General features: G+C 36.6%; 22 protein-coding genes and 4 pseudogenes. 23 read left to right on the forward strand and 3 right to left on the reverse strand.

Annotated elements, in window-relative coordinates; all coding sequences use genetic code 11:
• Positions 1-23: 23 nt before the first annotated feature.
• The 3 genes and pseudogenes from CD001_RS17045 to CD001_RS17055 form a co-directional block, all read left to right on the forward strand.
• Positions 24-866 (forward strand): annotated as a pseudogene (locus tag CD001_RS17045) (BCCT family transporter); the annotation flags it as partial.
• Positions 867-1,028: 162 nt separating this feature from the next.
• Positions 1,029-2,258 (forward strand): IS4 family transposase, encoded by a 1,230-nt coding sequence (locus CD001_RS17050; RefSeq protein WP_096188825.1) that lies wholly within the window; start codon positions 1,029-1,031, stop codon positions 2,256-2,258.
• A 183-nt stretch (positions 2,259-2,441) separates the two neighbouring features.
• Positions 2,442-3,008, forward strand: a pseudogene (locus tag CD001_RS17055) (BCCT family transporter); the annotation flags it as partial.
• A 143-nt stretch (positions 3,009-3,151) separates the two neighbouring features.
• On the opposite strand, the gene CD001_RS17060 reads toward CD001_RS17055, so the two are convergent.
• Both CD001_RS17060 and CD001_RS17065 read right to left on the reverse strand, forming a co-directional pair.
• Positions 3,152-3,589 carry a VOC family protein gene (locus CD001_RS17060; RefSeq protein WP_096188827.1) on the reverse strand — a complete coding sequence of 146 codons (438 nt, stop codon included), beginning with the start codon at positions 3,587-3,589 and terminating at the stop codon, positions 3,152-3,154.
• A 467-nt stretch (positions 3,590-4,056) separates the two neighbouring features.
• Positions 4,057-4,356, reverse strand: coding sequence for a hypothetical protein (locus CD001_RS17065; protein WP_096188828.1), 300 nt, complete (start codon positions 4,354-4,356; stop codon positions 4,057-4,059).
• Between the two features lie 142 nt (positions 4,357-4,498).
• Between CD001_RS17065 and CD001_RS17070 the strand changes: the two genes are divergently transcribed.
• From CD001_RS17070 to CD001_RS17080, 4 genes and pseudogenes are all read left to right on the forward strand, one after another.
• On the forward strand, positions 4,499-5,545 hold the full coding sequence (locus tag CD001_RS17070; protein ID WP_096188829.1) for a DmpA family aminopeptidase: 1,047 nt from the start codon (positions 4,499-4,501) through the stop codon (positions 5,543-5,545).
• 94 nt (positions 5,546-5,639) lie between these two features.
• A complete protein-coding gene (locus CD001_RS27175) occupies positions 5,640-6,305 on the forward strand; it encodes a CAP domain-containing protein (protein WP_320411720.1) in 666 nt (221 codons plus the stop codon).
• Positions 6,274-6,435, forward strand: a pseudogene (locus CD001_RS27180) (CAP domain-containing protein); the annotation flags it as partial. The gene CD001_RS27175 and the pseudogene CD001_RS27180, both read left to right, overlap by 32 nt.
• A 189-nt stretch (positions 6,436-6,624) precedes the next feature.
• Complete coding sequence (locus CD001_RS17080; protein ID WP_096190656.1) at positions 6,625-7,464, forward strand: SDR family oxidoreductase; 840 nt, start codon at positions 6,625-6,627, stop codon at positions 7,462-7,464.
• Positions 7,465-7,502: 38 nt separating this feature from the next.
• Here CD001_RS17080 and CD001_RS17085 read toward each other — a convergent pair whose 3' ends face one another.
• A complete protein-coding gene (locus tag CD001_RS17085; protein ID WP_096188830.1) occupies positions 7,503-8,345 on the reverse strand; it encodes an alpha/beta hydrolase in 843 nt (280 codons plus the stop codon).
• Between the two features lie 285 nt (positions 8,346-8,630).
• Between CD001_RS17085 and CD001_RS26510 the strand changes: the two genes are divergently transcribed.
• The 16 genes and pseudogenes from CD001_RS26510 (at position 8,631) to CD001_RS17165 (ending at position 25,648) form a co-directional block, all read left to right on the forward strand.
• Positions 8,631-8,804 carry a hypothetical protein gene (locus tag CD001_RS26510; RefSeq protein WP_179298794.1) on the forward strand — a complete coding sequence of 58 codons (174 nt, stop codon included), beginning with the start codon at positions 8,631-8,633 and terminating at the stop codon, positions 8,802-8,804.
• 235 nt (positions 8,805-9,039) lie between these two features.
• A complete protein-coding gene (locus CD001_RS17090) occupies positions 9,040-10,065 on the forward strand; it encodes a serine hydrolase domain-containing protein (protein WP_096188831.1) in 1,026 nt (341 codons plus the stop codon).
• 600 nt (positions 10,066-10,665) lie between these two features.
• A pseudogene (gene ltrA, locus CD001_RS17095) lies at positions 10,666-11,925 on the forward strand (group II intron reverse transcriptase/maturase).
• Positions 11,926-12,046: 121 nt separating this feature from the next.
• Positions 12,047-12,499, forward strand: a complete 453-nt coding sequence (locus CD001_RS17100) for a GNAT family N-acetyltransferase (RefSeq protein WP_096188832.1) — start codon at positions 12,047-12,049, stop codon at positions 12,497-12,499.
• 78 nt (positions 12,500-12,577) lie between these two features.
• Complete coding sequence (locus CD001_RS17105; RefSeq protein WP_096188833.1) at positions 12,578-13,000, forward strand: NUDIX hydrolase; 423 nt, start codon at positions 12,578-12,580, stop codon at positions 12,998-13,000.
• Positions 13,001-13,040: 40 nt separating this feature from the next.
• Positions 13,041-13,889, forward strand: a complete 849-nt coding sequence (locus tag CD001_RS17110; protein ID WP_306454077.1) for a sulfurtransferase — start codon at positions 13,041-13,043, stop codon at positions 13,887-13,889.
• A 168-nt stretch (positions 13,890-14,057) separates the two neighbouring features.
• Positions 14,058-15,821, forward strand: a complete 1,764-nt coding sequence (locus CD001_RS17115) for a Rieske (2Fe-2S) protein (RefSeq protein WP_096188835.1) — start codon at positions 14,058-14,060, stop codon at positions 15,819-15,821.
• A gap of 275 nt (positions 15,822-16,096) precedes the next feature.
• Entirely contained in the window at positions 16,097-16,348 is a 252-nt protein-coding gene (locus CD001_RS27145; protein WP_096188836.1) for a hypothetical protein, read from the forward strand.
• A 373-nt stretch (positions 16,349-16,721) separates the two neighbouring features.
• On the forward strand, positions 16,722-16,925 hold the full coding sequence (locus CD001_RS17125; protein WP_096188837.1) for a hypothetical protein: 204 nt from the start codon (positions 16,722-16,724) through the stop codon (positions 16,923-16,925).
• A gap of 22 nt (positions 16,926-16,947) precedes the next feature.
• On the forward strand, positions 16,948-17,241 hold the full coding sequence (locus CD001_RS17130) for a spore coat protein (protein WP_096188838.1): 294 nt from the start codon (positions 16,948-16,950) through the stop codon (positions 17,239-17,241).
• Between the two features lie 73 nt (positions 17,242-17,314).
• Entirely contained in the window at positions 17,315-18,775 is a 1,461-nt protein-coding gene (locus tag CD001_RS17135; RefSeq protein ID WP_096188839.1) for an alkaline phosphatase family protein, read from the forward strand.
• 207 nt (positions 18,776-18,982) lie between these two features.
• Positions 18,983-19,945 (forward strand): oxygen-dependent tRNA uridine(34) hydroxylase TrhO, encoded by a 963-nt coding sequence (trhO, locus tag CD001_RS17140; protein WP_096188840.1) that lies wholly within the window; start codon positions 18,983-18,985, stop codon positions 19,943-19,945.
• 335 nt (positions 19,946-20,280) lie between these two features.
• Positions 20,281-21,939, forward strand: coding sequence for a PucR family transcriptional regulator (locus CD001_RS17150; protein WP_257009844.1), 1,659 nt, complete (start codon positions 20,281-20,283; stop codon positions 21,937-21,939).
• A gap of 182 nt (positions 21,940-22,121) precedes the next feature.
• Positions 22,122-23,330: a M24 family metallopeptidase gene (locus CD001_RS17155; RefSeq protein ID WP_096188842.1), complete on the forward strand. Its 1,209-nt coding sequence runs from the start codon at positions 22,122-22,124 to the stop codon at positions 23,328-23,330.
• A 42-nt stretch (positions 23,331-23,372) separates the two neighbouring features.
• Entirely contained in the window at positions 23,373-24,596 is a 1,224-nt protein-coding gene (locus CD001_RS17160; protein WP_179298795.1) for a cystathionine gamma-synthase family protein, read from the forward strand.
• The gene (locus tag CD001_RS17165; RefSeq protein ID WP_096188844.1) at positions 24,593-25,648 is read left to right on the forward strand and encodes a homoserine dehydrogenase; all 1,056 of its coding nucleotides are present in this window, start codon (positions 24,593-24,595) and stop codon (positions 25,646-25,648) included. Before CD001_RS17160 ends, CD001_RS17165 begins: the two co-directional genes overlap by 4 nt.
• Positions 25,649-25,681 lie beyond the last annotated feature (33 nt).

Here is a 25,681-nt window from a genome sequence, read left to right on the forward strand (position 1 = left end):
GTCATTTAATATGGCTTCTGACATCAAGCGCATTTGGTTGGTATTACTTAATTGTAGTTACATTGATTACAATTATTTGTTTATATTTCTTAATTAGCCCACTAGGTAAAATTAAATTAGGAAAGGAAGGTGATGAGCCAGAATTTTCTCGACCAACTTGGTTTGCGATGTTATTTAGTGCAGGGATGGGGATTGGACTCGTTTTTTGGGGGACTGCAGAGCCAATTAGTCACTATGCAGTCAGTTCACCAACAGGTGAGGTTGGTTCAGATGAAGCAATTTTTGATGCAATGAGATTTACATTCTTTCATTGGGGAATTCATGCATGGGGTATTTACGGGATTGTAGCGTTAGTATTAGCTTATTTCAATTTTCGTCATGGTGAAAGAGGGTTAATTAGTGCAACATTAAAACCTGTATTAGGGAAGCTGGCGGAAGGAACGACAGGTAAAGTGATAGACATTTTGGCCGTATTGGCAACTGTTGTTGGTGTAGCCACAACACTAGGATTTGGAGCTGTCCAAATTAATGGCTGGATTTCTTATTTATTCGGTGTACCATCAACTATTTCCGTTCAATTTATCATCGTATTAGTTGTAACAGTTCTCTTTTTAATTTCGGCTTGGTCAGGCTTAAAAAGAGGAATCAAAATTTTAAGTAATGTGAATATGGGGCTTGCTACTCTTTTATTTCTTATTTTATTTATCGTTGGACCAACTTTGTTTATTTTAGATATCTTTACGCATTCAATCGGCACTTACGTCCAAAATTTACCTGCGATGAGTTTCAGAATTCATCCATTAGATGACGACTTACGTGAATGGATCGATAGCTGGACTATATTTTACTGGGCATGGTCACTAGCGTTGCATAAAATAAAATTCAATTTGTCAAGTTATTAGCGCCATGTAATTAAATGGGATTTATGGCAATTTCAAGTCTTTATGGATGCAAAAAAACTCCTTATAATTAGGTGGACAACGAAGATAGGTAGTCCTGTCCAAATCCTAATAATAAGGAGCTCAATCATGGACAAGAATACCATAAAAACAGTTTTAAAGGAATACATCCACCCGATTAATGAAAAAGTTTTTTCGGCAATGGTGGATCAAATGGAATTAGATAAATATACGAAAAAGCTCGATTGTCTCACATTCACAAAGGTATTTATCTATGCCCAATTGCTTCAAATAGATAGCCTTAAAAAAATTAGTTTCAAGGTAAAGCATAAAAAAAGATTGCAACGAGAACTAGGGTTAAAAAGTATTAGTAAATCACAACTTTCGAGAAAACTTTCAGACCTCCCACCAGAAATCTTCCAGGCTGTTATGCACCATCTCGTTCAACAGATTCACCAGGAATATGGGAAGAAAAAAGGAGATCAATTATTAAAAAAAATTCATCTCATTGATTCTTCGACCCTCTCTTTAACAATCAGCCAATATCGATGGGCAGATTTCCGAGAAACCAAAGCTGGCGTAAAAATTCATTCTCGTGTGGTTTTTTATGATGGAGAAACCGCTCCAGGTGAGATCATTGTCACCTCTGCAAGACCGGCAGATCTCACGCAATTGGATAACTTAATGGTGATAGAAAAAGATGCACTCCACGTCTTTGACCGAGGTTACTTTAGCTACTCAAAATTTGACTACTACTGTAGTAAGAACATTCGATTTTGTACACGAATAAAGGACAACACAGTCATTAAAGTGATTGAAGAGCTTCCCGTTGATCCATCTTCTGATATTGATCGTGAAGCTGTGGTCAAACTAGGAAATATGAAGTACCCACTCAGGTTAATTGAAACAAAAGATAGCCAAGGGAATCCTATTGAAATCATTATTAATGATGCAAAAATGATTGCACAGGAAGTTAGTGACCTTTATCGAAATAGATGGCAAATTGAATTGTTCTTCAAATGGATGAAGCAACACCTCGTATTGAAAAAGTGTTATGGGAAGAGCAGAAATGCTGTGTACAACCAAATCTTTATAGCAATAATCACTTTCTGCTTAACTTTGTTAATGAAGAAAAGCGTGTCGTTTAAAGGTACTCTCCTAGAAATGATTGAATTCATAGGTGAGTACTGGTGGAGAAGCTTCTCCGTATTCATAAAGGAGCTATTTCGAAAACCAGATCGAACGACAGCTGGTAGACAGAAGCTTGATCATGAGAAAGTTTTTCAAGAAACCGTGAAACAATTCGAACAAGAAGAGATTGAACATTTGAATGATTTAACATATGACCCTATCATCTAAAAACATTTGGTAAAAAGTGGATAAGGACTACCTTCGTAAGCCCCCCTTATCCTTTTGACTCTTTACCTCCAAAATACTATAAACTGAATATTCAGAATAACCATAAAAAGGAATATTATGGATGGCTTAACCAGCCGTTTTATGGTTGACATTATAAGAAAATTTTAATGCAACGCTAGTGGGGCATGGTGGATTGCTTGGTCACCGTTTGTCGGGATCTTTATTGCTCGAGTTTCAAAAGGAAGGTCCATCCGTGAATTTGTATTTGGTGTATTATTTGTTCCTTCCATTGTCGGCTTCTTATGGTTTTCTACATTTGGAGGATCTGCGATAATGCTTGAACATGAAGGGATTGAAATGATTTCACAATATGCGACTGAGGAAGCATTATTTGCTGTTTTTGACCAATTTCCTTTTATTGGACTCATTGCTTCTATCATTGCAATGATTCTAATCAGTACGTTTTTCATTACCTCTGCAGATTCTGGTACGTACGTAATTGGGATGATGACAACGAATGGCTCTCACTCACCTGGAACAAGAATTAAAATGATATGGGGAGTGATGCTTTCAGCTACAGCACTTGTACTCCTCTACACTGGTGGATTACAAGCGTTAGAAAACACAATGATTATAGCCGCATTGCCATTTTCGATCATTATGGGATTAATGACATTAAGTTTTCTAAAATCGATTTATAAAGAGGGAAAAGACTTAGGAATCGGTAGAATTAGAAAACAAAAATCATAGTGAATAATTGATCAGCAGCTTACTTTAATTGTGCCATGTCTAAAGTGAAGTAGGGATTGAGATTGGGAGATAAAAAATGAAGATGAGCAAAACATATTCGCCCGTAAATCGGGCGTTTTACATTTAATATCTCCCCTCAATATTTATTTGACTTGCTCCGCTAACTCTAAAATAATTCCTTCTGGTCCACGAACGTAGCATAATTTATATGCGTTTTTGTAGTTTTGTATCTCACCAAAAAGTTCTACGTCTTTCTTTTTTAATTTAGCAACAATGGCTTCAATATCTTCAACAGCAAATGCAATATGCCTGATACCCAAAGTATTTGCAAAAGATTGCTGAATACCTTTTTCATCTGACGGCGTATGGAATTTGACCAGCTCCAAAGTTGCCTCGCCGTCTGGCATTCCAAACATTACAACCGTCTCTCTAACGTCATTAAGCCCAATTATCCGTTCCACCCACTCCCCTTTCACATCTGTTTCCCCTAACACTTCAAGTCCAAGGTCAAGAAAAAAAGCTTTAGCAGCAGGAAGATCATTTACGATTACACCCACATGATCTATTCTTTGGATCTTCATATCTCATACCTCCTATTTTTCAAATTTATCACATATGTCTCCTAAAGTTTCTTCTCGATTGCTTAAAAAGCTTTCCTCTTTATTCCACATGAGGTCGTTTTCTGAAAAAAACATGACTATTATGTTCATACGAACCATTAGCATAAAACAATATTTTTGTAATACCTTATGATGAATAGACGAGCTAATGATGGATAACTTAATTATTGCAAGACAATTTTTTTTTGAACAGAAAGGGTGGTTTCATTGAGTAAAAATAAACAAAATCATAATGTGAAACATAAAAACAAGAATGACTCTAGTCCAAAGCATAAAACGAGCGGAAGCGCTAATAAGAGAAACAATTATCATTAACATATTTCCACCTGCAATGAATCAATTGTAGGTGGTTTTATATGCACATAAAGGCCATTATAAATCATTGGAAACGAAAGGAGCGACATTTACATTCGCTCCTTTCGTTTCGACTACTTCATTTTTTTTATTTTTTCAGTGATGATTAAAGCAAGATCATGATTCCCAAATAACCCTAACACAGCTAACAATGTTTCATTTGAAATAGGACCTGCTTCTTCTTTTGATACAGTTAAGTTAATTACTTCGTTCAAAGCAGTGTTATCATTTTGTTCAGGGTATGCCTCTTTATAAACATCTTTCGGATCTAATTCGTGATTTACACACCATTGAGCAAATACAAGAATCATCATATTTTCATCTTTTTTATAATTGTCGATGACTTGCTGCTGAATATGATTCGTATTATTCATGCATTAATCCCCTTCCTATACATTATAATTATAACTTATACTAATTGATATCTTAAACCGATATCGTGATCGAAACTAAATTCCTGTTACTATTAAGATAGAGGTAAATAATAGAGAATTTTTGTAAAAGGAGGAATAATCATTGAATCGAAACGATCACACAAGAATAAAGGTTGGAACATTGCCTTCTGGGGAGAAAAACTGTATTACAGATGTTCAAGGCGTTAAAGTTGGACATAGGACCTTAGACTATTCGATTGATGAAGAGCAACAAAAATATGCTTGTACTGGTGTAACAGCGATATTACCTCATTCTGGAAACTTATTTCGCGAGAAAGTGCCAGCTGCAAGCTATGTAATAAATGGGTTTGGCAAAACAACTGGGTTAATTCAACTTAATGAGCTTGGCCTCTTAGAATCACCGATTATGCTTACGAACACGTTTAGTGTACCTGCTGTCTCACAAGGAACACTACAATACATGCTAGATCATAACAAAGATATTGGCGACAGCACTTCGACGATAAATTTAGTTACAGGTGAGTGTAATGATAGTTATTTAAATTCTATAAGAGAGCTGCAAGTAAAACCTGAGCATGCAATTGAAGCGATAAAGCAAGCAACATCAGAACGTGCTGCAGAGGGAGCAATCGGAGCTGGTAAAGGGATGGTTTGTTTCGGATATAAAGGAGGGATTGGAACAGCCTCCAGACTCATTAATAATAAGGGTGTAAAAGATGAATATGTCATTGGTGCTCTTGTTTTAACTAATTTCGGAAAAAAGGAAGAGTTTATTTATCAATTAATTAAAGATCATCATGATGTAAAAGACGTTTCAGATGGTTCAATTATGATCATTATTGCTACTGACGCTCCTGTTAATGACAGGCAATTATTAAGAATTGCTAAAAGATCAACTGTTGGATTGGGGCGAACAGGGAGTCAGCTCAGTCACGGAAGCGGAGATATCGTAATTGCATTTTCTACAGCCAATAAGATATCGCATCATACAGGCTTGCATCTCGAACAGCATACATTCGTTCGAGAAGATGCGGGAGTAATGAATTCCTTTTTCACTGCTGCAGCTGACATTACGGAGGAAGCAATATTAAATTCCTTATTGCAAGCAAATAGTACGAAAGGTAGAAACGATAGATATGTAAAAGCTTTCCCATTTCCAAATGATTAATAATACGTATTCCATTTTTCACGTTATTTACCAATTATATTTTATTCCATTTTATGAAGACTAGTAGTGAATAAAATATAGGAGGAAAGGTCCAATGAAAAAAATTTATGGAATACTTTGCCTTAGCTGTATATGTGTGTTTTTATTTGGATGTAATGGTCAAGAAGATAATGCACTTGAGTATAGAAACTATGCGGAACCTTATCCAGAAGGTGGACATTATAGCCCAATGGATACGATTTCAAGTGATAGTACGAACATTCAAAGTAAAGAATTTCCGCATACGAAAGCAAGACAAATACAGCAAGCTAAATTTGAGTTTGAAGTCGACCCAAATCAGCTACATCCTGAACACTTATATGATTTAATACAGGATGAACTAAATATTGAATTAGAAAGAAGACAAGATGGTCAGCCTCAAGAGCCAGCACCAGAACAGGGCCAGCCCGGACAACCAACTCGAGAGCCTGCACCTGAGCCAGATCAAGCTCAACCAGGACAACCAGCACCAGAACCTGCTCCTACTGAGCCAGATCCAGCTGAACCAGAGCAGCCGGAGCCTGAACAAGAGGAGCAAGAGGAACCAGAAGAGGATACCCCACAACAGGAGGATCTAGATGGACAACTGAATGATGCAGAACGCCAAGTCATTGAGTTAACAAATCAAGAACGTAGAAATAATGGTCTTTCAGATCTTGAAACACACGAGACATTAAGCGGTGTAGCGAGAGAATATCGCTCAAGGCCAACAAACTCCTGAACAAGTTGTTCAAGCATGGATGGAAAGTGAAGGTCATCGGCAAAATATATTAAACGGTAACTTTACACACATAGGCGTCGGCTATGTTGAAAACGGAAACTATTGGACGCAAATGTTCATAAGCGAATAGTGCTGTATTCATTTTCACCTGCGATACCTCGTCGCAGGTGAAAAACGTTTTTTACAAACTTAATAAAAAGTCTTTCATTAAAATCTTTTGGAATAGAGCTATATATATACTCACTCATTCTTGACTAACGAATTGGATGAAATCTAAAATTGTATATAACATAAGTTGATTTTCGAAATGGGTGAAAAAATGGATAAAAAAATAGTTTTAATAACAGGAGCCAGCAGCGGGTTCGGAAAATTAGCAGTACGCAATTTGGCAGAAAAGGGGTATTTTGTCATTGCTACAATGAGAAATAAAGCAAAAGAAATATCATTATTGGAAGAAATCAAAAAAGAAAAATTATTACATCAAGTAGATACTTTTTTACTCGATGTGACGGATGACAAGCAAATAGACGCACGTATTAACGAGATCAAACATAAATACGGTCGAATTGATGTACTTATTAATAATGCTGGATACAGTCAAGGAGGCTTAATTGAAAATACACATATTGACAGGTGGAAGGAGCAATTTGATACGAATTTATTTGGTGTAGTCAGAGTGACGAAAGCGGTCTTACCATTTATGAGAGAAAGGAGAGAAGGGAAGATTATAAACGTCGGGAGTATAAGTGGACGAATTGGATTGCCTGGAATGGGACCATATGCTGCCTCTAAGTTCGCTCTTGCTGGGTTTAGTGAATCATTATACTTTGAAATGGCCCCATTTAATATTCATGTGAGCTTAATTGAAGCTGGCTCTTACAAAACAAATATTTGGCAAAAAGCTTTATCAAATGTGGAGCGTTCAATAGAAAATGATTATGAGATACTAATGAACAAACTTATGGACGAAGCAGAGAAAACATCTAGAAACGCAGCAGATCCATCAGAAGTTATTCAACTAATTCATAAAATTTGTTCATCTGATTATCCAAAATTTCGCTATCAAATTGGTAGAGGTGTTAAATTAGCAATCTTTTTAAAATCAATAATGCCTTGGTCCATTGTGAGCAAATCGATTCAGCATAAAATAAATAACTAATTTTTCTGTTTTAGACTTTCGATTACGATGTATATACTTTAGTTGTTTAATTTGTTTAAAAACTGTTTTATATTTGCCCAATATTGATCACTCGTCTGAATGTTATTATGATGTTTTCCTTCGAAAATAATTTTTTCAGCATGACCTTGCCAACGTTCATATAACTTCTTCGAATGGATAGGAGGGATGACTTCATCATCATTTGCAATCATTGTAAGCAATGGAGATGTGATCTTGTCAGCTTTTGATATGTTGTTAAAATTATGCTTTAATAAAACACTTACTGGAATAAGCGGATATCTGTCCTTAGCAACTTCCGTTAAACTATCGTATGGAGATACTAACACAGTGCCTTTAACATCCCGATGCCGACTCAAATAAACAGCAGGTCCAGTTCCCATACTTCTTCCAATCACAGCAATTGAAGAGGGATCTATACGAAAGTTTTCTATTGCATAGTCATAGATAGCAAGCGCATCATTGAACATTGCTTCTTCACTAGGAGAGCCCTCACTCATTCCGTAACCACGATAATTCATCAATATAACAGAATATGGATCCAAGCTTATCATGTCTTCAATAAGGTGAGAAACCTCTTCAGCATTACCACCAAAATAAATGATCAGTGGGGGGCTAACCTTATGATCATTACGATTAATAAACCATCCGTGAATCGTTTTATCTTCTGTAACGCCTATTTCAATCTCCTCAACCTCTTCGTACTGCTCATTTATCATATCTACTCTTGCTTCTGTTATCGGCTGTGGGTAAAAGAGAAAACGATTTTGAAAGAGATAAAAAAATAAGTAAATGATTAACAATGAAAAAGTGACAATAATCGCTATTAAACCAATTAATTTCACAACCTTTGCTCGATACATGAAAATTCCCCCATATACTTCAGGTTATAGTAATTTCCACGATAATGGCATTCCATTAATAAGATTTATAGATATCATAGCAGAGAATGTTTTTCATGCACATGCATGAACGTGATTTACTTCTTTCTACGACTAAAGTCTACGTAAAGTTCATACTTCAGTTGTTCTTCTTTATGAAACATTTGTGATGAAATAATAAGTAACAATACTAGATGAATACGATTAAAAACGTTTTCAAGTGAAAATAAATACCGCTATTTTAGCAAAAAAGATGAGGAACATAGGATGGACAAAAATGTAGAACATATTTGGAAAAAACCAAATTTCATTAAATTGTTTATTTCTCAAATGTTTGCCGGAATTATGTATTTATTATCAGCACTCATTGCTTTTCACCAAAAAGATTTACGCGATTATCAAATTCATCACAATCAAAAAAGTAATAAAATGTTTGGATAAATACAATACACCGACAATCATCAATAAGATAGAACAACCTTTCAATAAATGAAAATTTAAAAATAGTGCTTTTCGAAAAAATGTCATCTGTATCATGGTTTAGGTCAATACTATAAAACGATGATTGAATTAATCGCCTTTTCTGATAATTTATGGTATGGTATTTTTAGAGTGAGTCCTGAACCGATAAGAGCTCGTGTATAGTAGCAGAAATTAGGTGAAGGAGTCGAAAAAAATGAATGTAAAAGATAACTTAAATGAAAAGCTTCAACGTGTCATACAGCAAATTGATTTTTCAGGAACTGTATTAGTAAAGCAAGGGAATCATATGAAGATCGAAGTTGCAGCTAGTTATGCGAACCGATCTGAACAAATTGCTAATAACATGGATACTAGGTTTGGAATTGCTTCCGGTTGCAAATTGTTTACAGCTATTGCTGTTTGCCAATTAGTAGAAGAAAAGAAACTCTCATTTGACATGCGTTTAAAAGATTGTTTAAATATCGATTTCCCTCATTTTGACAGTAACATAACCGTGCACCAATTATTAACTCACAGTTCAGGAATTCCTGACTATTTTGATGAAGAAGTAATGGACGATTATGAACAACTATGGCAAGAAAGACCTGTTTACTTAATAAAACGTTTAAACGATTTTTTGCCGATGTTTCAAAATGAATCAATGAAGTTTAATCCAGGAGAAAAGTTTCATTACAATAATGCTGGCTATATCATCTTAGGGTTAATTGTCGAACAGCACACAAATATGACGTTTACTCATTATGTTGAGACGAATATTTTTAAAAAAGCAGGTATGGTGAATTCTGGGTATTTTTCGTTAGACCGACTACCACAAAATTGTGCACTCGGATATATTGATGATACAGAAACCGGAGAGTGGAGAACGAACATATACTCTGTGCCGATTGTTGGGGGAGCTGACGGCGGAGCATTTATTTCATCTTCAGATATGATAAAGTGCTGGAAAGCGTTGCAATCTAATAAACTTCTAGGAGAAGAGTATACGAGTCTGCTTTTATATCCTCACATTCATGTAGATGAGGATGAGTATTATGGCTATGGCGTATGGATGACAAAAAGAGAAGACAAAGTCTATAAATATCATGTTATGGGATATGATCCAGGTATAAGCTTTCACTCAGCTGTTTATCCATCTTTGGACCTTCAACTTGTTATTTCATCAAATAAAGAATCTGGCGCATACGATGTTATGAAGGAAATTGAAAGTCAATTCAACTAAGTTACAAAAAACAAGCATCACATAATCAATTTTCTGTGGTGCTTGTTTAGTGCGCCCAGCATGGGTGTAATCTATAGGGTGAAAGTCCCGAACCACGAAGGCAGAAGTAGTGGTTAGCCAAACGCAAGGGTGTCCATGGTGACGTGGAATCTGAAGGAAGCGAGCGGCAGACCTCCGGTCTGAGGAACACGAACTTCATATGAGGCTAGGTATCACTGGATGAGTTTGCTAAACAAAACAAAGTCCGTTCTGCCGAAGGTGGTACAGAGTAAATGAAGCAGATAGGTGGAGGGAAAGATTGCACTCTTACCTGGGGAGGCCTGGCTGTAACGCCAAGCTCACTTGGTAACCTATTTAGTGATAAATAGCTGAACAGTCAGGAGTCAGCAGAGGCCATAGTACTTTGAATGATCTAGAGATTTAAGGGAAGGGCCGAATCATTTAAGAAGAATTAGCGCTTGGCGTACGTATTACTCAATGAAGCAGAAACATATAATCCTTCCTAATGGAGGACGTGGTGAATCCCACAGGGGACATAAGAAGGGCTGAGAGTAATACCACACAAGAAGATGATCTAATTCACGTAGGAGATTGATAAGAATGTTGGAACGAGTTCTATCACGGCAAAATTTAAATCGCGCACTCGAAAGAGTGGAGCGTAATAAAGGAAGTCACGGTGTAGATGGGATGAACGTACAAAACCTACGACCTTATCTTCATGAACACTGGGCATCCCTGCGAGCTCAGCTCGAAAGTGGTACCTATCAACCTCAACCTGTTCGCCGAGTCGAAATCCCGAAACCGAGCGGAGGTAAGAGGAAATTAGGAATCCCGACTGTGATAGACCGTTTCATACAACAGGCTATTGCACAAACACTGAGTGAGGTTTATGACCCAACATTCTCCACCAAAAGTTTTGGGTTCCGACCAGACAAACGTGCTCACGACGCTGTTCGACAAGCTAGGGGGTATATTAAAGAGGGTTGTCGCTGGGTCGTGGACATTGACCTAGAGAAATTCTTCGATAAGGTAAACCATGATAGATTAATGAGAACAATAAGTTATCGAGTGGATGACCCCATACTACTTAGGTTGATACGTAGGTATCTTCAATCTGGTGTGATGGAGAAAGGCCTTGTCAGTCCTAATACTGAAGGGACTCCGTAAGGAGGACCGCTTAGTCCCCTCCTGTCTAACATTGTTCTAGACGAACTTGACAAGGAACTGGAGGAAAGAGGTCTTGCCTTCGTACGCTATGCCGACGATTGTAATATCTACGTCCGCTCTAGAAGAGCAGGTGAACGGATAATGGAAAGTATTACAACGTTTATTGAGAAGAAACTCAAACTGAAGGTGAACAAAGAGAAGAGTGCAGTAGACCGACCATGGAGAAGAACATTCCTAGGCTTCACTTTCACCAACAACATTAAACAACCGAAAATTAGAGTATCCAAGCAAAGTATTCAACGTTTTAAACTGAGAATACGAAAACTCACCTCGAGGAAATGGTCAATTTCTATGGGGGATAGGATAGAGAAAATCAACCGCTATCTGATCGGTTGGATGGGCTATTATCAACTAGCCGAAACTACCTCAGTCTTTAAAAGGATTGATGGTTGGCTTCGAAGAAGGTTGAGGATGATTCGATGGAAAGAGTGGAAGAAGATTAAAACGAAACAAAAGAATCTTAGGAAGCAAGGAATCAATGAACAACAGGCATGGGAGTGGGCTAATTCTAGACTAGGATACTGGCGTATAGCTAAAAGTCCTATATTAGATAGAGCCCTTGATAACCGATATTGGAATAATCAAGGGCTTAAAAGTCTACTTTTGAGATATCAATCGTTACGTTGGACTTAAATGAAACCGCCGTGTACCGAACGGTACGCACGGTGGTGTGAGAGGTCGGGGGTTAGTCACCCCCTCCTACTCGATTTTATGGCTCATATATAGATCTCAAGAATAGAAAGTAGAGTGGATCATGAGGGATAGGCTCGTTATACAGATTTTAAATGAAGAAAACGAAGAAAAATGTAAAGAACTTATTCTATTAGGGTTAAAAGAACGTTTTGGATTTATTGACCATACTTTAAATCCTGATCTACACAAAATGTTTGATTATTACTCTCAAAATAATCGGTTATTTTTAACTGGATTTATTGATGATACACTCGTTTGTACAGGCGCTCTAGTTGAAGAGAAGAATACAGTAGGTCGAATCGTTCGAATGTCTGTGAAGAAGGAATATAGAGGAAGGGGTATTGCTCGGAGGCTGCTTAGAGAACTCGAAGACGCTGCTAAAAATAAGGGATATCGAGTGATTGTTATCGAGACAAATAATCGTTGGAAAAGTGCACTTAGCCTTTATCATTCTAGTGGATATATTGACTATTTAAATGATGGCGATTGTACACATATGTCAAAAACAATCTAATTAGCTATATAATACGATACTCCAGATAAAAGGTTATGAGTGATTGATATGACAATATTAGAGAAGGGGAACAAGACGATGAAAAGAGTAGATGTTGTCTATGCTTTTATTTATGACGAGCAAAAGCATGAAGTTTTAATGGTGAAAAACAAGAAATATAACAATTGGTCATTGCCAGGAGGATCTGTTGAACAAGGAGAAACATTAGATGAAGCTGCTGTTCGAGAAGCCTTTGAAGAAACCGGATTAAACATCGAATGTAAGCATATCGTTAGTGTGAATGAGGCATTTATGAAAAACGATAACAACCATGCTCTATTTATTACATTTAAAGCAAAAATTGTTGGGGGTGATATTTCAATCCAAGATCGAGGCGGTATTTCAGAAGTAAGGTGGGTAAGCGTAAAAGAAGCAAACAAATTAATGCCCTATCATCCTAATGGCGTGAAACCTTTCATTACATCAGACATTCCATATATAAACCAAGGAATAAATCAATAATTTATAAACTTTAAGAATGATAGAAGGGAGGAGTATTATTTTGTCATCAAACTTAGTCAGTCCACAATGGTTAAATGACCATTTAGAAGAAAAGAATATAACAATCGTTGATTGCAGCTTCGATCTTAGAAATCCTGATATAGGTCATCAAGCTTACGTGAGAGAGCACATACCAGGCGCTGTTTACGTAGACCTTGAAAAGGATCTGTCATCAAACGTAAAAAAGCACGGTGGCAGGCACCCTTTACCATCGATAAATCATTTTGTAAATACTTTAAATCGATTAGGAATTGATTCAACTAAGCATGTCATTTGCTATGATAACCAAGGGGGAGCAATGGCGTCTCGGTTATGGTGGATGTTAAAGTATGTCGGGCATCAAAACGTATCAATTTTGGAGGTTGGGTTTACGGTGTGGAAAAAACAGGGCTATCCAGTGACAGCACATATTCCATCTCAAACAGCTACAAATTTCACTCCTGTTATTCAACATCAGATGTTAGTGACAAAAGACGATGTTAAAGAGAAACTTCGTAATAATCAAACACTTCTTATTGATTCTCGCGCCCATGTACGTTATACCGGAGAAAAAGAAGAGGTTGATCCTGTCGCCGGACACATCCCAGGAGCAGTAAATGAAGACTGGCAAAACCGATTATTAGCTACTGGGGAGTGGAAATCTAAAAATCAAATAAAGGAAGACTTTAAAAAGTATCGTCATACAAACAAAGAGATTATCGTTTATTGCGGTTCAGGTGTAACAGCTTGTACAAATATTTTAGCCTTAGCTGAAATAGGGATTCAATCACGATTATATGCAGGCAGCTGGAGTGACTGGATTTCATATAAAAATCATCCAATAGCAGTGACGAAGGATGAAAATCATTGAACGATTATAAGGATGTCTTTCTAGTAGATTTTTTTGACTGATAGATGTCAATATCATATATATAAAATACTGAAATCTCATTTTCTTGAAAGCGTTATTTTATGATTGAAAGGAATAGAAAGTATGGAGGTAATCGTGCACATTCTAATTTATAGGAGGAGATAGAAGATGGCAGATTATATTTATGCTGGTAACGTTCAAGAATTAAAGGATACCGGGGCTAAAGTAGTAAAAGGGGGAAAACACGGTATAGCAATCCTTTTTAGCGAAGGAAACTTTTACGCAGTTGATAACCGGTGTCCACATTTAGGATTTCCGCTTCATATGGGGAGTACGTGTGACGGGATCTTAACATGTCATTGGCATCATGCTAGATTTGACATAAAAAGCGGGGGAACAATGGACCCTTGGGCTGATGATGTCCCTACTTATCCAGTAAAAATAGATAATAATGAGGTCTGGGTAAAGCCTGTTCCTCGTAAACAAAGAGATGTGGAATCCTACCGTAAACGTTTGCGAGAAGGCTTAGAACAAAGCCTTAGTCTCGTAATCGCTAAGGCAGTTGTCGGTTTAATCGAATTAGGAGAGACTGAAAAGGAAATTGCCCGAATTGGTGTAGAGTTTGGTACAAAACATAGGCAGAATGGCTGGCGATCTGGATTAACAATCTTAACTGCGATGACAAATGTTTTACCTTATTTAAATAAAAAAGGTAAAATACTCGCACTTTATCAAGGGCTCGTCCACGTAGCAAGAGAAAGTGAAAGAATGGGGACAAGATTTCTTTTAGAACCACTACCGGTAGATAAAAATGCCGACCTTCCGACATTTGAACAGCTGTCAAAATGGTACCGTAATAATATAGAAGTAAGAGATGTCCAAGGTGCTGAGCGAGTCCTCCGAACAGCAATCAGCATCGGGGCGACAACGGAACAACTTTCAAATATGATGATGAATGCGATTACTGACCATTTTTATATGAATGTAGGTCACACGTTAGATTTTCATAATAAAGCTTTCGAAATTCTCGGTCACATCGGTGATCGCCACCAAGAGCAAGTATTGACTTCTGTTCTTCCAGAATTACGTGATGCAACGAGAAGTGAAGAACTTCATAGCTGGCAATCACCAATTAATTTAGTAGAACCTTTACATGCAGCATTCGAACAACTCCCTCATATTGTTCACGAACAAATTGGCTTAAACGAATCTGAACTCATCGATGAGGAATTACTAGTCAATCAAATTCTTAGTGATAAACCTGTTGAGACGATTCAAGCTTTAACTGAAGCTTTACATCACATTTCTCCTATAAGGCTTGCAAAGTTAGTCACTCTCGCAGCAGCAGAACGTGTCGCAAGGTTTCATATTCAAAATGAATTTCGTGATTGGATAACTGTACTTCATACATTCACACATATCCATGCTGTTCATGAAGCTTTAAAACGTTCGACAACCCCTGAATTAACTCGTGCTATTTTTCATAGTGCAATGAGTATTTATTTAGACCGTTTCTTAAATATTCCATCAGCAAGAATACCAACAGGTGAGAAAAATAATCAAACATCAACCGACCCTAATGAATTACTCAACTTATTAAATGAACAACAGCAAACAGACCAAGCTGCCAAATGGGTGATGAATTATTTGTCATCTGGAGGAGACACACAACAACTGTTTAATACACTTGGTCATGCCTTACTTCGTGAAGATGCAGAATTTCATTCATTTCAAATGTATGAAGCCGCACTCATTGAGTATAAAAATTGGGAACAGGAAAACAGTCGAATTGCGACGAAAGCTAAAAACACGATGATTATAGCAATGACAAGATATTTAGCTGCACATGCGCCAACATCACGTGAAATCCCCCACACTGCAACGATCGCAATGAGACTTTTTAAAGGTGAGAAATTATTTGAAAACGATTAATGATTGTAATATAGTCAGAACACCGAGACATTATCCATTCAAACGTTTTCTCATACGATTTAAATATATATAACTTTAGGATGATCTTATAACGTTAACTAAGGCTTTCGCGGTTAAAAAATAGCTGTAAGCCTTAGTTTTGTTTATAAAAACATTATGATGTGTACACACTCTCGATTAAATCGCATAACTCTTGTACAAATTTATAGACAAGTTTTCTCTTTCATAACGTATGTATAAGAAGAGTGTTAATTTTATTGAGAGGAGGCATACACTTGTTTCTAGTAGTAAAAAAGAAATGGCTTATAGCTACAGTCATTTGTATCGTTTTAGCTTTATGTCTATTTGTGTTTATCCCTTTAACGACGGAGTATGGAGCCGAACAAACCGTCTCAACGAATGAGGAATTCAGAATTAATATGATTACGAGTGAATTTAGTACAAAAAACGAGGATGTAGCGAAATCGAATCATATCGTTGGGATCCTGGAACGATTCATCTTCCAAAAGACAAACCTGTTACTTTAAGTATTTATGGTGTAAACGGAAAAGAACATCCATTTATTATTGAAGGTACAGACGTCTCTGGAACAGTTAAGAAAGGGGAAGAAACGTTAGTGAATTTACATTTTAAAGAGGAGGGCATTTATCGCCTTATTTGTACTGCACACGCTTCAATTGATGATAATGGGCCGATGATTGCCTACCTCGTTGTTGACTAAATTTCTATATCGGCTTGTAAAGTGCTAGTCATTTCCGTCTTAGTATGATATTCGGAATAGCTAGTACTTTTATTTATTTCACAGCTAAAAATAGTATAAAACAACGATTTTACTGAAAGTAGCACGGATAAAAATCATACATTAATGAATACTAATAAGAACACTTGGAGGTGTGAGCAATGTATCAATTAACTACAAAAGAGTTGTCTTATATCGAAGATGAAATAAGAGCAGAAGAAATAACAGCGAAAACGATGAATTGGTGTGCTGCTCAATGTAAAAACCCTGATATTAAACGATTTCTAGAACAACTAGCAGAACAACACCAATTGAGAATTGCTGATATTTCCCAATACTTTAACCGTTCGGGGATGATCCAATAACAAAGATTAGGAGGACTGACATATGCCTAATAACATCGAAGGGCGCGGATTGACTGACAGAGAAATGCTCCAACTTTGTTTAGAATTAGAGAAAAGCCGGTGCCGGAGCGTAAGTAACACAATGGTAGAAACTAGCCATGAAGAACTTAGAGACATTTATCACCAGTGTTTTGAAACGGCTCTTTCTAATCAAAAAAAACTTTATGAATTTATGAATGAGAAAGGCTGGTACAAAGGAACCGTTGCTACAAAGAAAGAAATCGGGAAAGTGCAAGAAAACATGCAGAACAATTTACATCCTGATGAACAATTTTAACGCATAAAGGCTCCACAAATGGAGTCTTTCATTATGAATTTATATAAAAGTTATGTTTCGTAAGGAGGTTATTATGGAACGAAGAGTAAAACCAATCATTTTAATCATTATCGATACGTTAATGTCCACACCGTTAGAAGAAGCAGTACAAACGGGGATGGCGCCGGCATTACAATTTTTTATGCAAAAAGGAAGTTATTTTCCTAATATTGTTAGCTCATTTCCAACTATGTCTGTAACAATTGAAAGCAGTTTACTAACTGGTACATACTCTGATTCACATCTCATTCCAGCTCTTATTTGGTTTCATGAAAAAGAAAAGCGGATTATCAATTATGGTACTGGAGTTAAGGAAGTCATGAAAACGGGCTTTTCCCAATTTGTAAAAGATATGTTTTACAACTTAAACAATAAACACTTAAACGAACAAGTTAAAACGATACATGAAGAATTAGCCGACCGAGGACAATCTAGTGCATCTATAAATGCGTTTGTATATCGTGGAAATACGATTCACAAGATGCACTTACCAAAACTTATCCAAGCGTTTACTCGTTATAATGAGATTTGGGAAGTTAAAGCACCAACATTATGGTCTTTAGGTTCATTTTCAAAATTCAGCTCATCGACAAAAACACCGCAAAAATTCTCAGGCAATTATAAAGCAGGTTTTCAGGAATTAAAATATTTAATTCGTAATGGGTTACTTACAGATTTTACCCTCTGTGTGATACAAGATCTTGATTTACGGGTACACATTAAAGGTCCAATGGATTTAAAAGGAATAAAAAAAATTGACCGTGAATTGCAAAACGTTCTAAATTTGTTTCCGAGTTGGGAAGATGCAATTAATGAATGTACATGGGTCATTTTATCTGACAATGGGCACGCTTCAATGGGGAAAAAGAAAGAGCCTTATGTCATTGATTTGAGGAAGCTTCTAAGAGGTTATTCAATTATGCGCGGGACATTTGCCAGCGAAAAAAATGAACTGGCTCTTGCAGTGAATCAAAGAACTGCATTTATATATTGCTTAAAAAAGGAGATTAATAAAAAAAGTGTTATTGAACAATTGAAGGATGATACTCGATTAGACATTATCGCATGGTATGAAGATAATAAAACGAATGTTGTCTCAGGTGAACAAAGCGGAACCTTCTCTTTTTACAAGGGAGGAACTTTTTTTGATCAGTTTGGACAATCGTGGACGATTGAAGGGAATGAAAAGTTATTGAATCTAGCGATTAAAAGTAATGAAATTATTTATAATCATTATCCAGATGCCCTTGCGAGATTATCGAGCAGCTTACATTCACACGGTGGCGACTACATAGTCGTTACAGCAAAACCTGGATATGAATTTAAAGAAAAATCATCACCCTTACATGTAGGCGGAGCGGCTCACGGTTCACTCCATAAACAGGAATCATTAGTCCCAATGATTGTTGCTGGAACGGAAGTATTGCCAGAACATGAGCGTATTATAGATCTTAAGCCGTGGATTCTTCGTTTATTAAACAATAATCACCAATAAAGATTATATACATTTGATTTACGATCAATTGCAGAGATATGTATAGCTACGTTTATAATGATCATATATAGTGTCTTATTAACCCTCCTAGTATCCCCAGAAAAAATGCACGTATATTTTGTCATTCATACGTATTCTTTGTTATAATGTAATAATGTTTTGGTCTTAAAAATTAAATGACAATATTATTTAAAGGTGGTTATTCATATGAGTAATTCATATAGAGTGTTACTTTATTATAAATATGTCTCCATTGATCATGCTGAAGATTTTACCCAAGAGCATCTTGAATTCTGTAAGGGATTGGGCTTAAAAGGGAGAATCTTAATTGCTGACGAGGGGATTAACGGGACAGTTTCTGGTACTATCGAGCAAACAGATAAATATATGGAGGCTATGAAGGAAGATCCCCGTTTTAAAGATATGGTATTTAAAATAGATGAAGCAGATCAACATGCTTTTAAAAAGATGCACGTACGCTATCGAAAAGAAGTCGTAACATTACGATTAGATGAAGATATAAATCCGAATGAAATAACAGGTGACTATTTATCTCCAAAAGAGTTTTATGAAGAAATGCAATCACCTGATACAGTCGTCATAGATGCACGTAATGATTATGAATATGATCTTGGCCATTTTAAAGGTGCGATCAGACCGGATATCCATTCATTCCGTGAATTGCCACAGTGGATCCGAGAAAATAAAGAGAAGTTCCAAAATAAGAAAGTACTCACATATTGTACTGGCGGAATTCGTTGTGAAAAGTTCTCTGGATGGTTAAAAAAAGAAGGATTTGAAGATGTTGGCCAATTGCACGGAGGAATTGTCAGTTATGGGAAAGACCCTGAGGTAAAAGGACAGTTATGGAACGGAAAGTGCTACGTATTTGATGAGAGAATTAGTGTACCTGTGAACCAAGTCGAGCATGTCGTAGTAGGGAAGGATCACTTTACAAACGAGCCTTGCGAACGTTATGTTAATTGCGCGAATCCTGAATGTAATAAACAGATTTTATGTTCCGAAGAAAATGAACATTTTTTCTTACGTGGATGCACACATGAATGCCGCACCCATCCTAGAAACCGTTACGTAGAGGAACAAAATTTAACAGAGGAGCAAGTTCAAGAAAAGCTCGATAAAATTGAAGAACATTTATCTGTTAAATAGAGATAAAGATCTCTTTGTGTTTACGAATACAGATGAACGTTTTTTACATGTTGCTTGTCAAAATTACAAGTTACATGCAGGAAGCGAACGCATTTTGAACAATCAACACAAAACTAATGGCTCCTACAGTGGGGCCATTCTTTTTTATGTTTTTCTTCCGGCGTTAACACCTACATTCGATAAACAACGAAGGAATCTTCGAAAAATTTGTAAATATTATCGTGTGATGACATAATTTTAAATAAATATTGTAAAAATGATCTTATTTAATAATAAATGATCATGAATCAAATTATGAGTAGGAGGGATTCTATGGGATAACAGTTCGTGATATCTTGCAGCTGCCGGTTATGGAAACAGCAAAAGTGAAAACAGGAAAAGAATTATTAGGCGAAAAATGGGTTGAATGGATATCCGTTATTGAAGTACCGGTAGAGAACTTTGTTCGTAAAAATGAATATGTTTTAAGTACAGGTATCGGCTGTGAGGATGACCCTGTTTTATTAGAGCAGTTTGTTAAAGATGTTATTGATTCAGGTGCATCGGTATTAGCATTTGCAACTGGCAGATATATTTATCATATTCCAGATCGTGTCCTTCAAGTAGCAAAAAATCATCAATTTGTTATAATTGACATTCCATGGGAAGTCCGTTTTGGAGATATTTTAGAAACCGTATTACAAGAGATCCATGCAGATAGACAGGAAGAACGACAGCAAGCAGAGGAAATACGTCAGGAATTAATTAATTGCGTTCTCCAAAATAAAGAATTGCAAGATATCGCGAAAATATTATATAACCATATAAAAATCCCAATAGCGATAACCGATAATCTGAATACAATTCGTGCCAACGAAAAATTTAACGAGAAAACATTAAATGTGTTCATTATGAATAAATCAGGAATTCGTCAATTAATTCCCCAATCAGAAGTACTAAACAGTGAGCACCCTCTTTATCATCACATGGACGAATATATGATTGAACAACAAATGTGTTTTCAACTAACCATCGTAAATAACCATAAAAAACAAGGTAGCTTATTAATAAATCCCGAAGACCGCCACCAGTTATCCTGGTATGTAATGAATGTGCTTGAACATGCGTTGACAGCATGTGCACTTTATTTTTTGAAAGAAAACGCAATCGAAATGACAGAAATACGATTAAAAGACAATTTTATTTTAAATTTAGCTAAACATCACAACGAAGTAAATGATCAACTAATCGCGAAAGCACAGTTACTAGGATATGATTTGTCTAGACCTTATTTATGTATCGCTGGTGAAATATCGATAAATGAGACAAAGGCTCAAAAGACCCCGACAGAAGAAAAAGATATGCAGCCAAGGTCATCTTTACAAAGTATGAACTACTATTTACAAAAAGAAATAACGAACGCTGGAAAAGTACTTCATCGAAGAACAATGGCGACATTTGATGAAGGTGAAGTCATCATTTATGTCGAAGCAGATCATCACCCTTATATGGAAACAGCGAATCAGTTTTTAGATTTAATTGAGAGAAGAGTTAATGAGCTTCTCCCAGATATTGAGCTATCTTGGGGGATTGCTACCCATAAAGACGGTCACTTCGTATTTTATGAAAGTTATGAAGAAGCGAGAACCGCACTAGATATTGGAAGAAAAAATCATGGAACCGGAGAGCGAACCTTTTTTAGTGATACGAAAATGAACCGACTATTAATGGCTTTATCACATAAAAAGGAGATTTCCGAAATCGTTAAAGATACACTCGAACCATTGCTGGAATATGATAAAAAAAGGCAGACAGACCTCATTTATACGTTCATGGTCTATAACAAATATAAAGGAAATGTAAGTCAAACTGCGCGTGCATTAAATTTACATCGTCAATCACTGCTTCATCGGCTAAGAAATATTGAATCTCTAACAGGTCTATCATTAGTAGATTCTGATGATTTATTTTTACTAGATTTAAGTGTTCGACTTTGGATGTTAAAAAAAATCTAACCGATTAATCCTAGGTGTTATAAACGCTATCAAAATCGTTTATAACACTTTTTTCAAGTTGTATAAAAAAGGGTAAAGAAAGTTCATACACTTTGAACATTACATTTAGTTATGAATTTGCGTAAAATAAAAGTAACAAAAGTAGATTTAATATTCTGAACAAAGGAGAGGGGGCTAACTTAATGCTTCCATTTGATATTTTAGAATATCAAAGTCGATTGTCAAAAACAAAAAAACGGATGGCGGAAAAAGGAATCGATGTTTTACTCATTACAGATCCTGCAAACATGAACTATCTTTCAGGATACGATGCTTGGTCATTTTACGTCCATCAAATGCTCGTCGTCATTATCGATGAAACACAGCCTATATGGGTAGGACGTCTTCAAGATTCGAAAGGTGCGATGTCAACGACGTGGATTTATGATGATAACGTTATCGGATATCCAGATTATTATGTTAATTCAAATGACTATCACCCAATGGACTTTATTGCAGATATACTAACACAAATCGGTCAAGGTAAACGAAACATCGGTGTTGAAATGGATTGTTATTATTTTACTGCAAAAGCTTATGAGCGTTTAAGAAAAGGCCTTCCTAATGCTACGTTTAAAAATGCCGATCTCCTTGTGAATTATGTAAGAATGATCAAGTCAGACCAGGAAATAGAATATATGAAGCGTGCGGCACAAATCGCAGATCAAGCAATGTATAAAGGAGTTGAATCTGTACGTATCGGGCGAAGAGAGTGCGACACAGCAGCAAACATTTATTACCATATTGTTTCAGGGACAAAGGAGTATGGTGGTGATTATCCTTCAATTGTCCCGCTTCTTCCATCAGGAGAAAATACAGGGATTCCACACCTTACTTGGTCAGAAAAAGCATTTAAAGAAGGAGAAGCAGTCATTATCGAATTAGCAGGTTGTTATAAACGATACCACGTGCCATTAGCTAGAACTGTTTCGATTGGTCAATCTTCAGAACAATTAAAACAATTAGCCCCAATCGTTGTCGAAGGAATCAATGAAGTTTTAAATGTTGTAAAGCCAGGTACGACGTGTGAAGAATTAGAAAATGCTTGGAGGAAAACCATTCATAAATATGGGATAGAAAAAGAATCCAGACTCGGATATTCTGTTGGATTAAATTATCCTCCAGATTGGGGAGAGCATACGGCAAGTATTCGTAATGGAGATTCAACAATATTAAAGCCGAATATGACTTTCCACCTCATACCCGGATTATGGTTTGATCATTATGGAATTGAGATAAGCGAATCATTCCGTGTCACTGACAATGGATGTGAAACATTTACAACGTACCCACGTGAGCTGATCGTTCAATCGCCTTACCACATAAATCCTCATGATGGTAAGATCAGCTAATTGATGAACTGAAATATAACCAATTGAGAGAGGAGCTGAATAATGTTGAAAAATAAAAAATTGTCAACGAGTGCAGTTTGGTCAGGGGAAAAGGATTTTCTAGCCTTTGGTGCAACTCAGGTGCCTGTTGTGCACAGCGTCTCCTTTGGTTATGAAGATATGGACGAATGGCTGGATGTAGCAGTTGGGAAAAAGTCAGGTCATATTTATGGACGAAACACAAACCCTACCGTTCATGCATTTGAGGAGAAGATTAAAAACCTCGAAAATGCAGAAGCAGTTACTAGTTTTTCGACTGGGATGGCAGCGATAAGCAATACACTTTCAACACTCCTGCGCCCTGGTGATAAAGTTATCTCAATAAAAGACACGTACGGGGGAACAAATAAAATTTTTAGTGAATTTTTGCCAAACCAACACGTAGACGTAGTGTTATGCGAAACTGGGCATCATGAGCAATTAGAAAAGGAAATCTTAAATGGATGCGACGTATTATATCTAGAAACACCAACAAATCCAACTGTTAAAATTACGGATTTAAAACGTATGGCAGAAGCCGCGAAAAATGTTGGCGCAGTCGTTGTTGTAGACAATACATTTGCAACTCCGATTAATCAAAACCCTTTGACATTCGGTGCTGATCTCGTCATCCACAGCGCTACGAAATATTTAGGCGGTCATGCTGATGCGCTAGGCGGCGCGGTATGCGGAGACAAAAAACTCGTTGAACAAATCTATCATTACCGAGAAATAAATGGTGCAAGTTTAGATCCAATGGCAGCGTACTTGCTCCTTCGAGGGATGAAAACATTAAAACTAAGAATTGATAAACAAAATGAAAATGCTATGGGCATTGCCCGCTATTTAAAGACAGTAAATGAAGTAGATGCAGTATTCTACCCTGGTCTTGAAGAACATCCTGGACACGAGATAGCGAAAAAACAAATGAATGGCTTTGGGGGGATGCTCAGTTTTTCTCTAAAGGGAGGTATGGAAGCCGTTCGTCACTTACTGCCGAAACTGGTCTTTGCTAACCGTGCAGCAAACTTAGGTTCAGTTGAAACAGTAGTAGGACCTGCAAGAACAACAAGTCATGTAGAATGTACACCTGAAGAAAGAGCATCACTTGGAATTCCTGAAGGACTTGTTCGTTACTCTTCTGGTATTGAAGATCTTGAAGACTTAATCGCTGATTTAGATCAAGCATTTCAGTCACTACCTGAAAATATGCGAACTTCTCCTCACCAGGAGGTGAACGAATCATGAAGATTGCTATCATTGGATTTGGCGGTGTCGGGCAAGCATTAGCTGAACTGTTGCACAAAAGAAGAGAATATTTAATCGAAACTGAGGCATTGAACCCCGTTATTGTTGCCGTAACTGATGTAAATAAAGGAGCGGTTTACGATCCAAAAGGATTGGATATAGAAAAATTAAAAGCCGTTTTAAATGAAACAGGGTTGGTAGAGAGTTATCCAATGAACGAAAGAGTTACGAAAGGATTAGACAGTTTTCAAACTATTAAACAAACGAATGCCGATACAATCATTGAAGTTACTTACACGAATGTGCAAACTGGTCAGCCAGCTATTGATCATTGTCGTATGGCGTTTGAGAATAAAAAGAATGTGATTACAACAAATAAAGGACCAGTTGCATTAGCTTATAATGAACTATCACAATTAGCAAAAGAAAACAATGTCTTCTGGGGGTTTGAAGGTACAGTCATGAGTGGAACACCAGCACTCAGAATGCCCGTTACTAGCCTCACAGGAAATGAAGTAAAAGAGATAATCGGGATTTTAAATGGTACGACAAATTATATGCTTACAGAAATGGAAAAAGGAAAATCATATGACGAAGCTTTAAAAAAAGCTCAGCAACTAGGATATGCTGAAGCAGATCCAACAAGTGATGTTGAAGGATATGATGCAATGTATAAAGCAGTTATTTTAGCCAATCACGTCATGGGAACAAAAGTTGACTTAACAAAAATGGAAACGAATGGAATAACTTCCATCACAAATGAGTTAATTGAGCAAGCTGCATTAGAAAGAAAAAAGTGGCGGTTCATTACTCGAATAAAAAAGGATGGAAATTCAGTAAAGGTGACGGTAAAGCCTGAGAAACTAGACAAAAATCATCCGCTTGCTAATGTAACCGGTGCAACGAATGCGATTATTTATAATTGTGATCTTGCAGGACCTATTATGCTTACTGGTGCAGGTGCAGGATTAACAGAAACTGCATACTCCCTTATGATTGATCTCATAAATTTTAACAAATATTCTACTTCAACGATTAATCAACACGCATAAGGTACCTCATTAATTAGTTAAGGAAGGTGGTGC

The organism is Evansella halocellulosilytica, assembly GCF_002335745.1.
GTDB classification, from domain to species: Bacteria; Bacillota; Bacilli; order Bacillales; family Salisediminibacteriaceae; genus Bacillus_CA; species Bacillus_CA halocellulosilytica.

What these genes read in the sequence shown, in the direction of transcription:
- CD001_RS17080 (WP_096190656.1), top strand. Translation starts at nt 6,625, where the DNA reads ATGGATAAAAAAATAGTTTTAATAACAGGAGCCAGCAGCGGGTTCGGA.
- CD001_RS17100 (WP_096188832.1), top strand. Translation starts at nt 12,047, where the DNA reads ATGAGGGATAGGCTCGTTATACAGATTTTAAATGAAGAAAACGAAGAA.
- CD001_RS26510 (WP_179298794.1), top strand. Translation starts at nt 8,631, where the DNA reads ATGGACAAAAATGTAGAACATATTTGGAAAAAACCAAATTTCATTAAA.
- CD001_RS17085 (WP_096188830.1), bottom strand. Translation starts at nt 8,345, where the DNA reads ATGTATCGAGCAAAGGTTGTGAAATTAATTGGTTTAATAGCGATTATT.
- CD001_RS17115 (WP_096188835.1), top strand. Translation starts at nt 14,058, where the DNA reads ATGGCAGATTATATTTATGCTGGTAACGTTCAAGAATTAAAGGATACC.
- trhO (WP_096188840.1), top strand. Translation starts at nt 18,983, where the DNA reads ATGAGTAATTCATATAGAGTGTTACTTTATTATAAATATGTCTCCATT.
- CD001_RS17060 (WP_096188827.1), bottom strand. Translation starts at nt 3,589, where the DNA reads ATGAAGATCCAAAGAATAGATCATGTGGGTGTAATCGTAAATGATCTT.
- CD001_RS17135 (WP_096188839.1), top strand. Translation starts at nt 17,315, where the DNA reads ATGGAACGAAGAGTAAAACCAATCATTTTAATCATTATCGATACGTTA.
- CD001_RS17155 (WP_096188842.1), top strand. Translation starts at nt 22,122, where the DNA reads ATGCTTCCATTTGATATTTTAGAATATCAAAGTCGATTGTCAAAAACA.
- CD001_RS27175 (WP_320411720.1), top strand. Translation starts at nt 5,640, where the DNA reads ATGAAAAAAATTTATGGAATACTTTGCCTTAGCTGTATATGTGTGTTT.
- CD001_RS17090 (WP_096188831.1), top strand. Translation starts at nt 9,040, where the DNA reads ATGAATGTAAAAGATAACTTAAATGAAAAGCTTCAACGTGTCATACAG.
- CD001_RS17165 (WP_096188844.1), top strand. Translation starts at nt 24,593, where the DNA reads ATGAAGATTGCTATCATTGGATTTGGCGGTGTCGGGCAAGCATTAGCT.
- CD001_RS17125 (WP_096188837.1), top strand. Translation starts at nt 16,722, where the DNA reads ATGTATCAATTAACTACAAAAGAGTTGTCTTATATCGAAGATGAAATA.
- CD001_RS17160 (WP_179298795.1), top strand. Translation starts at nt 23,373, where the DNA reads ATGTTGAAAAATAAAAAATTGTCAACGAGTGCAGTTTGGTCAGGGGAA.
- CD001_RS17130 (WP_096188838.1), top strand. Translation starts at nt 16,948, where the DNA reads ATGCCTAATAACATCGAAGGGCGCGGATTGACTGACAGAGAAATGCTC.
- CD001_RS17050 (WP_096188825.1), top strand. Translation starts at nt 1,029, where the DNA reads ATGGACAAGAATACCATAAAAACAGTTTTAAAGGAATACATCCACCCG.
- CD001_RS17065 (WP_096188828.1), bottom strand. Translation starts at nt 4,356, where the DNA reads ATGAATAATACGAATCATATTCAGCAGCAAGTCATCGACAATTATAAA.
- CD001_RS17105 (WP_096188833.1), top strand. Translation starts at nt 12,578, where the DNA reads ATGAAAAGAGTAGATGTTGTCTATGCTTTTATTTATGACGAGCAAAAG.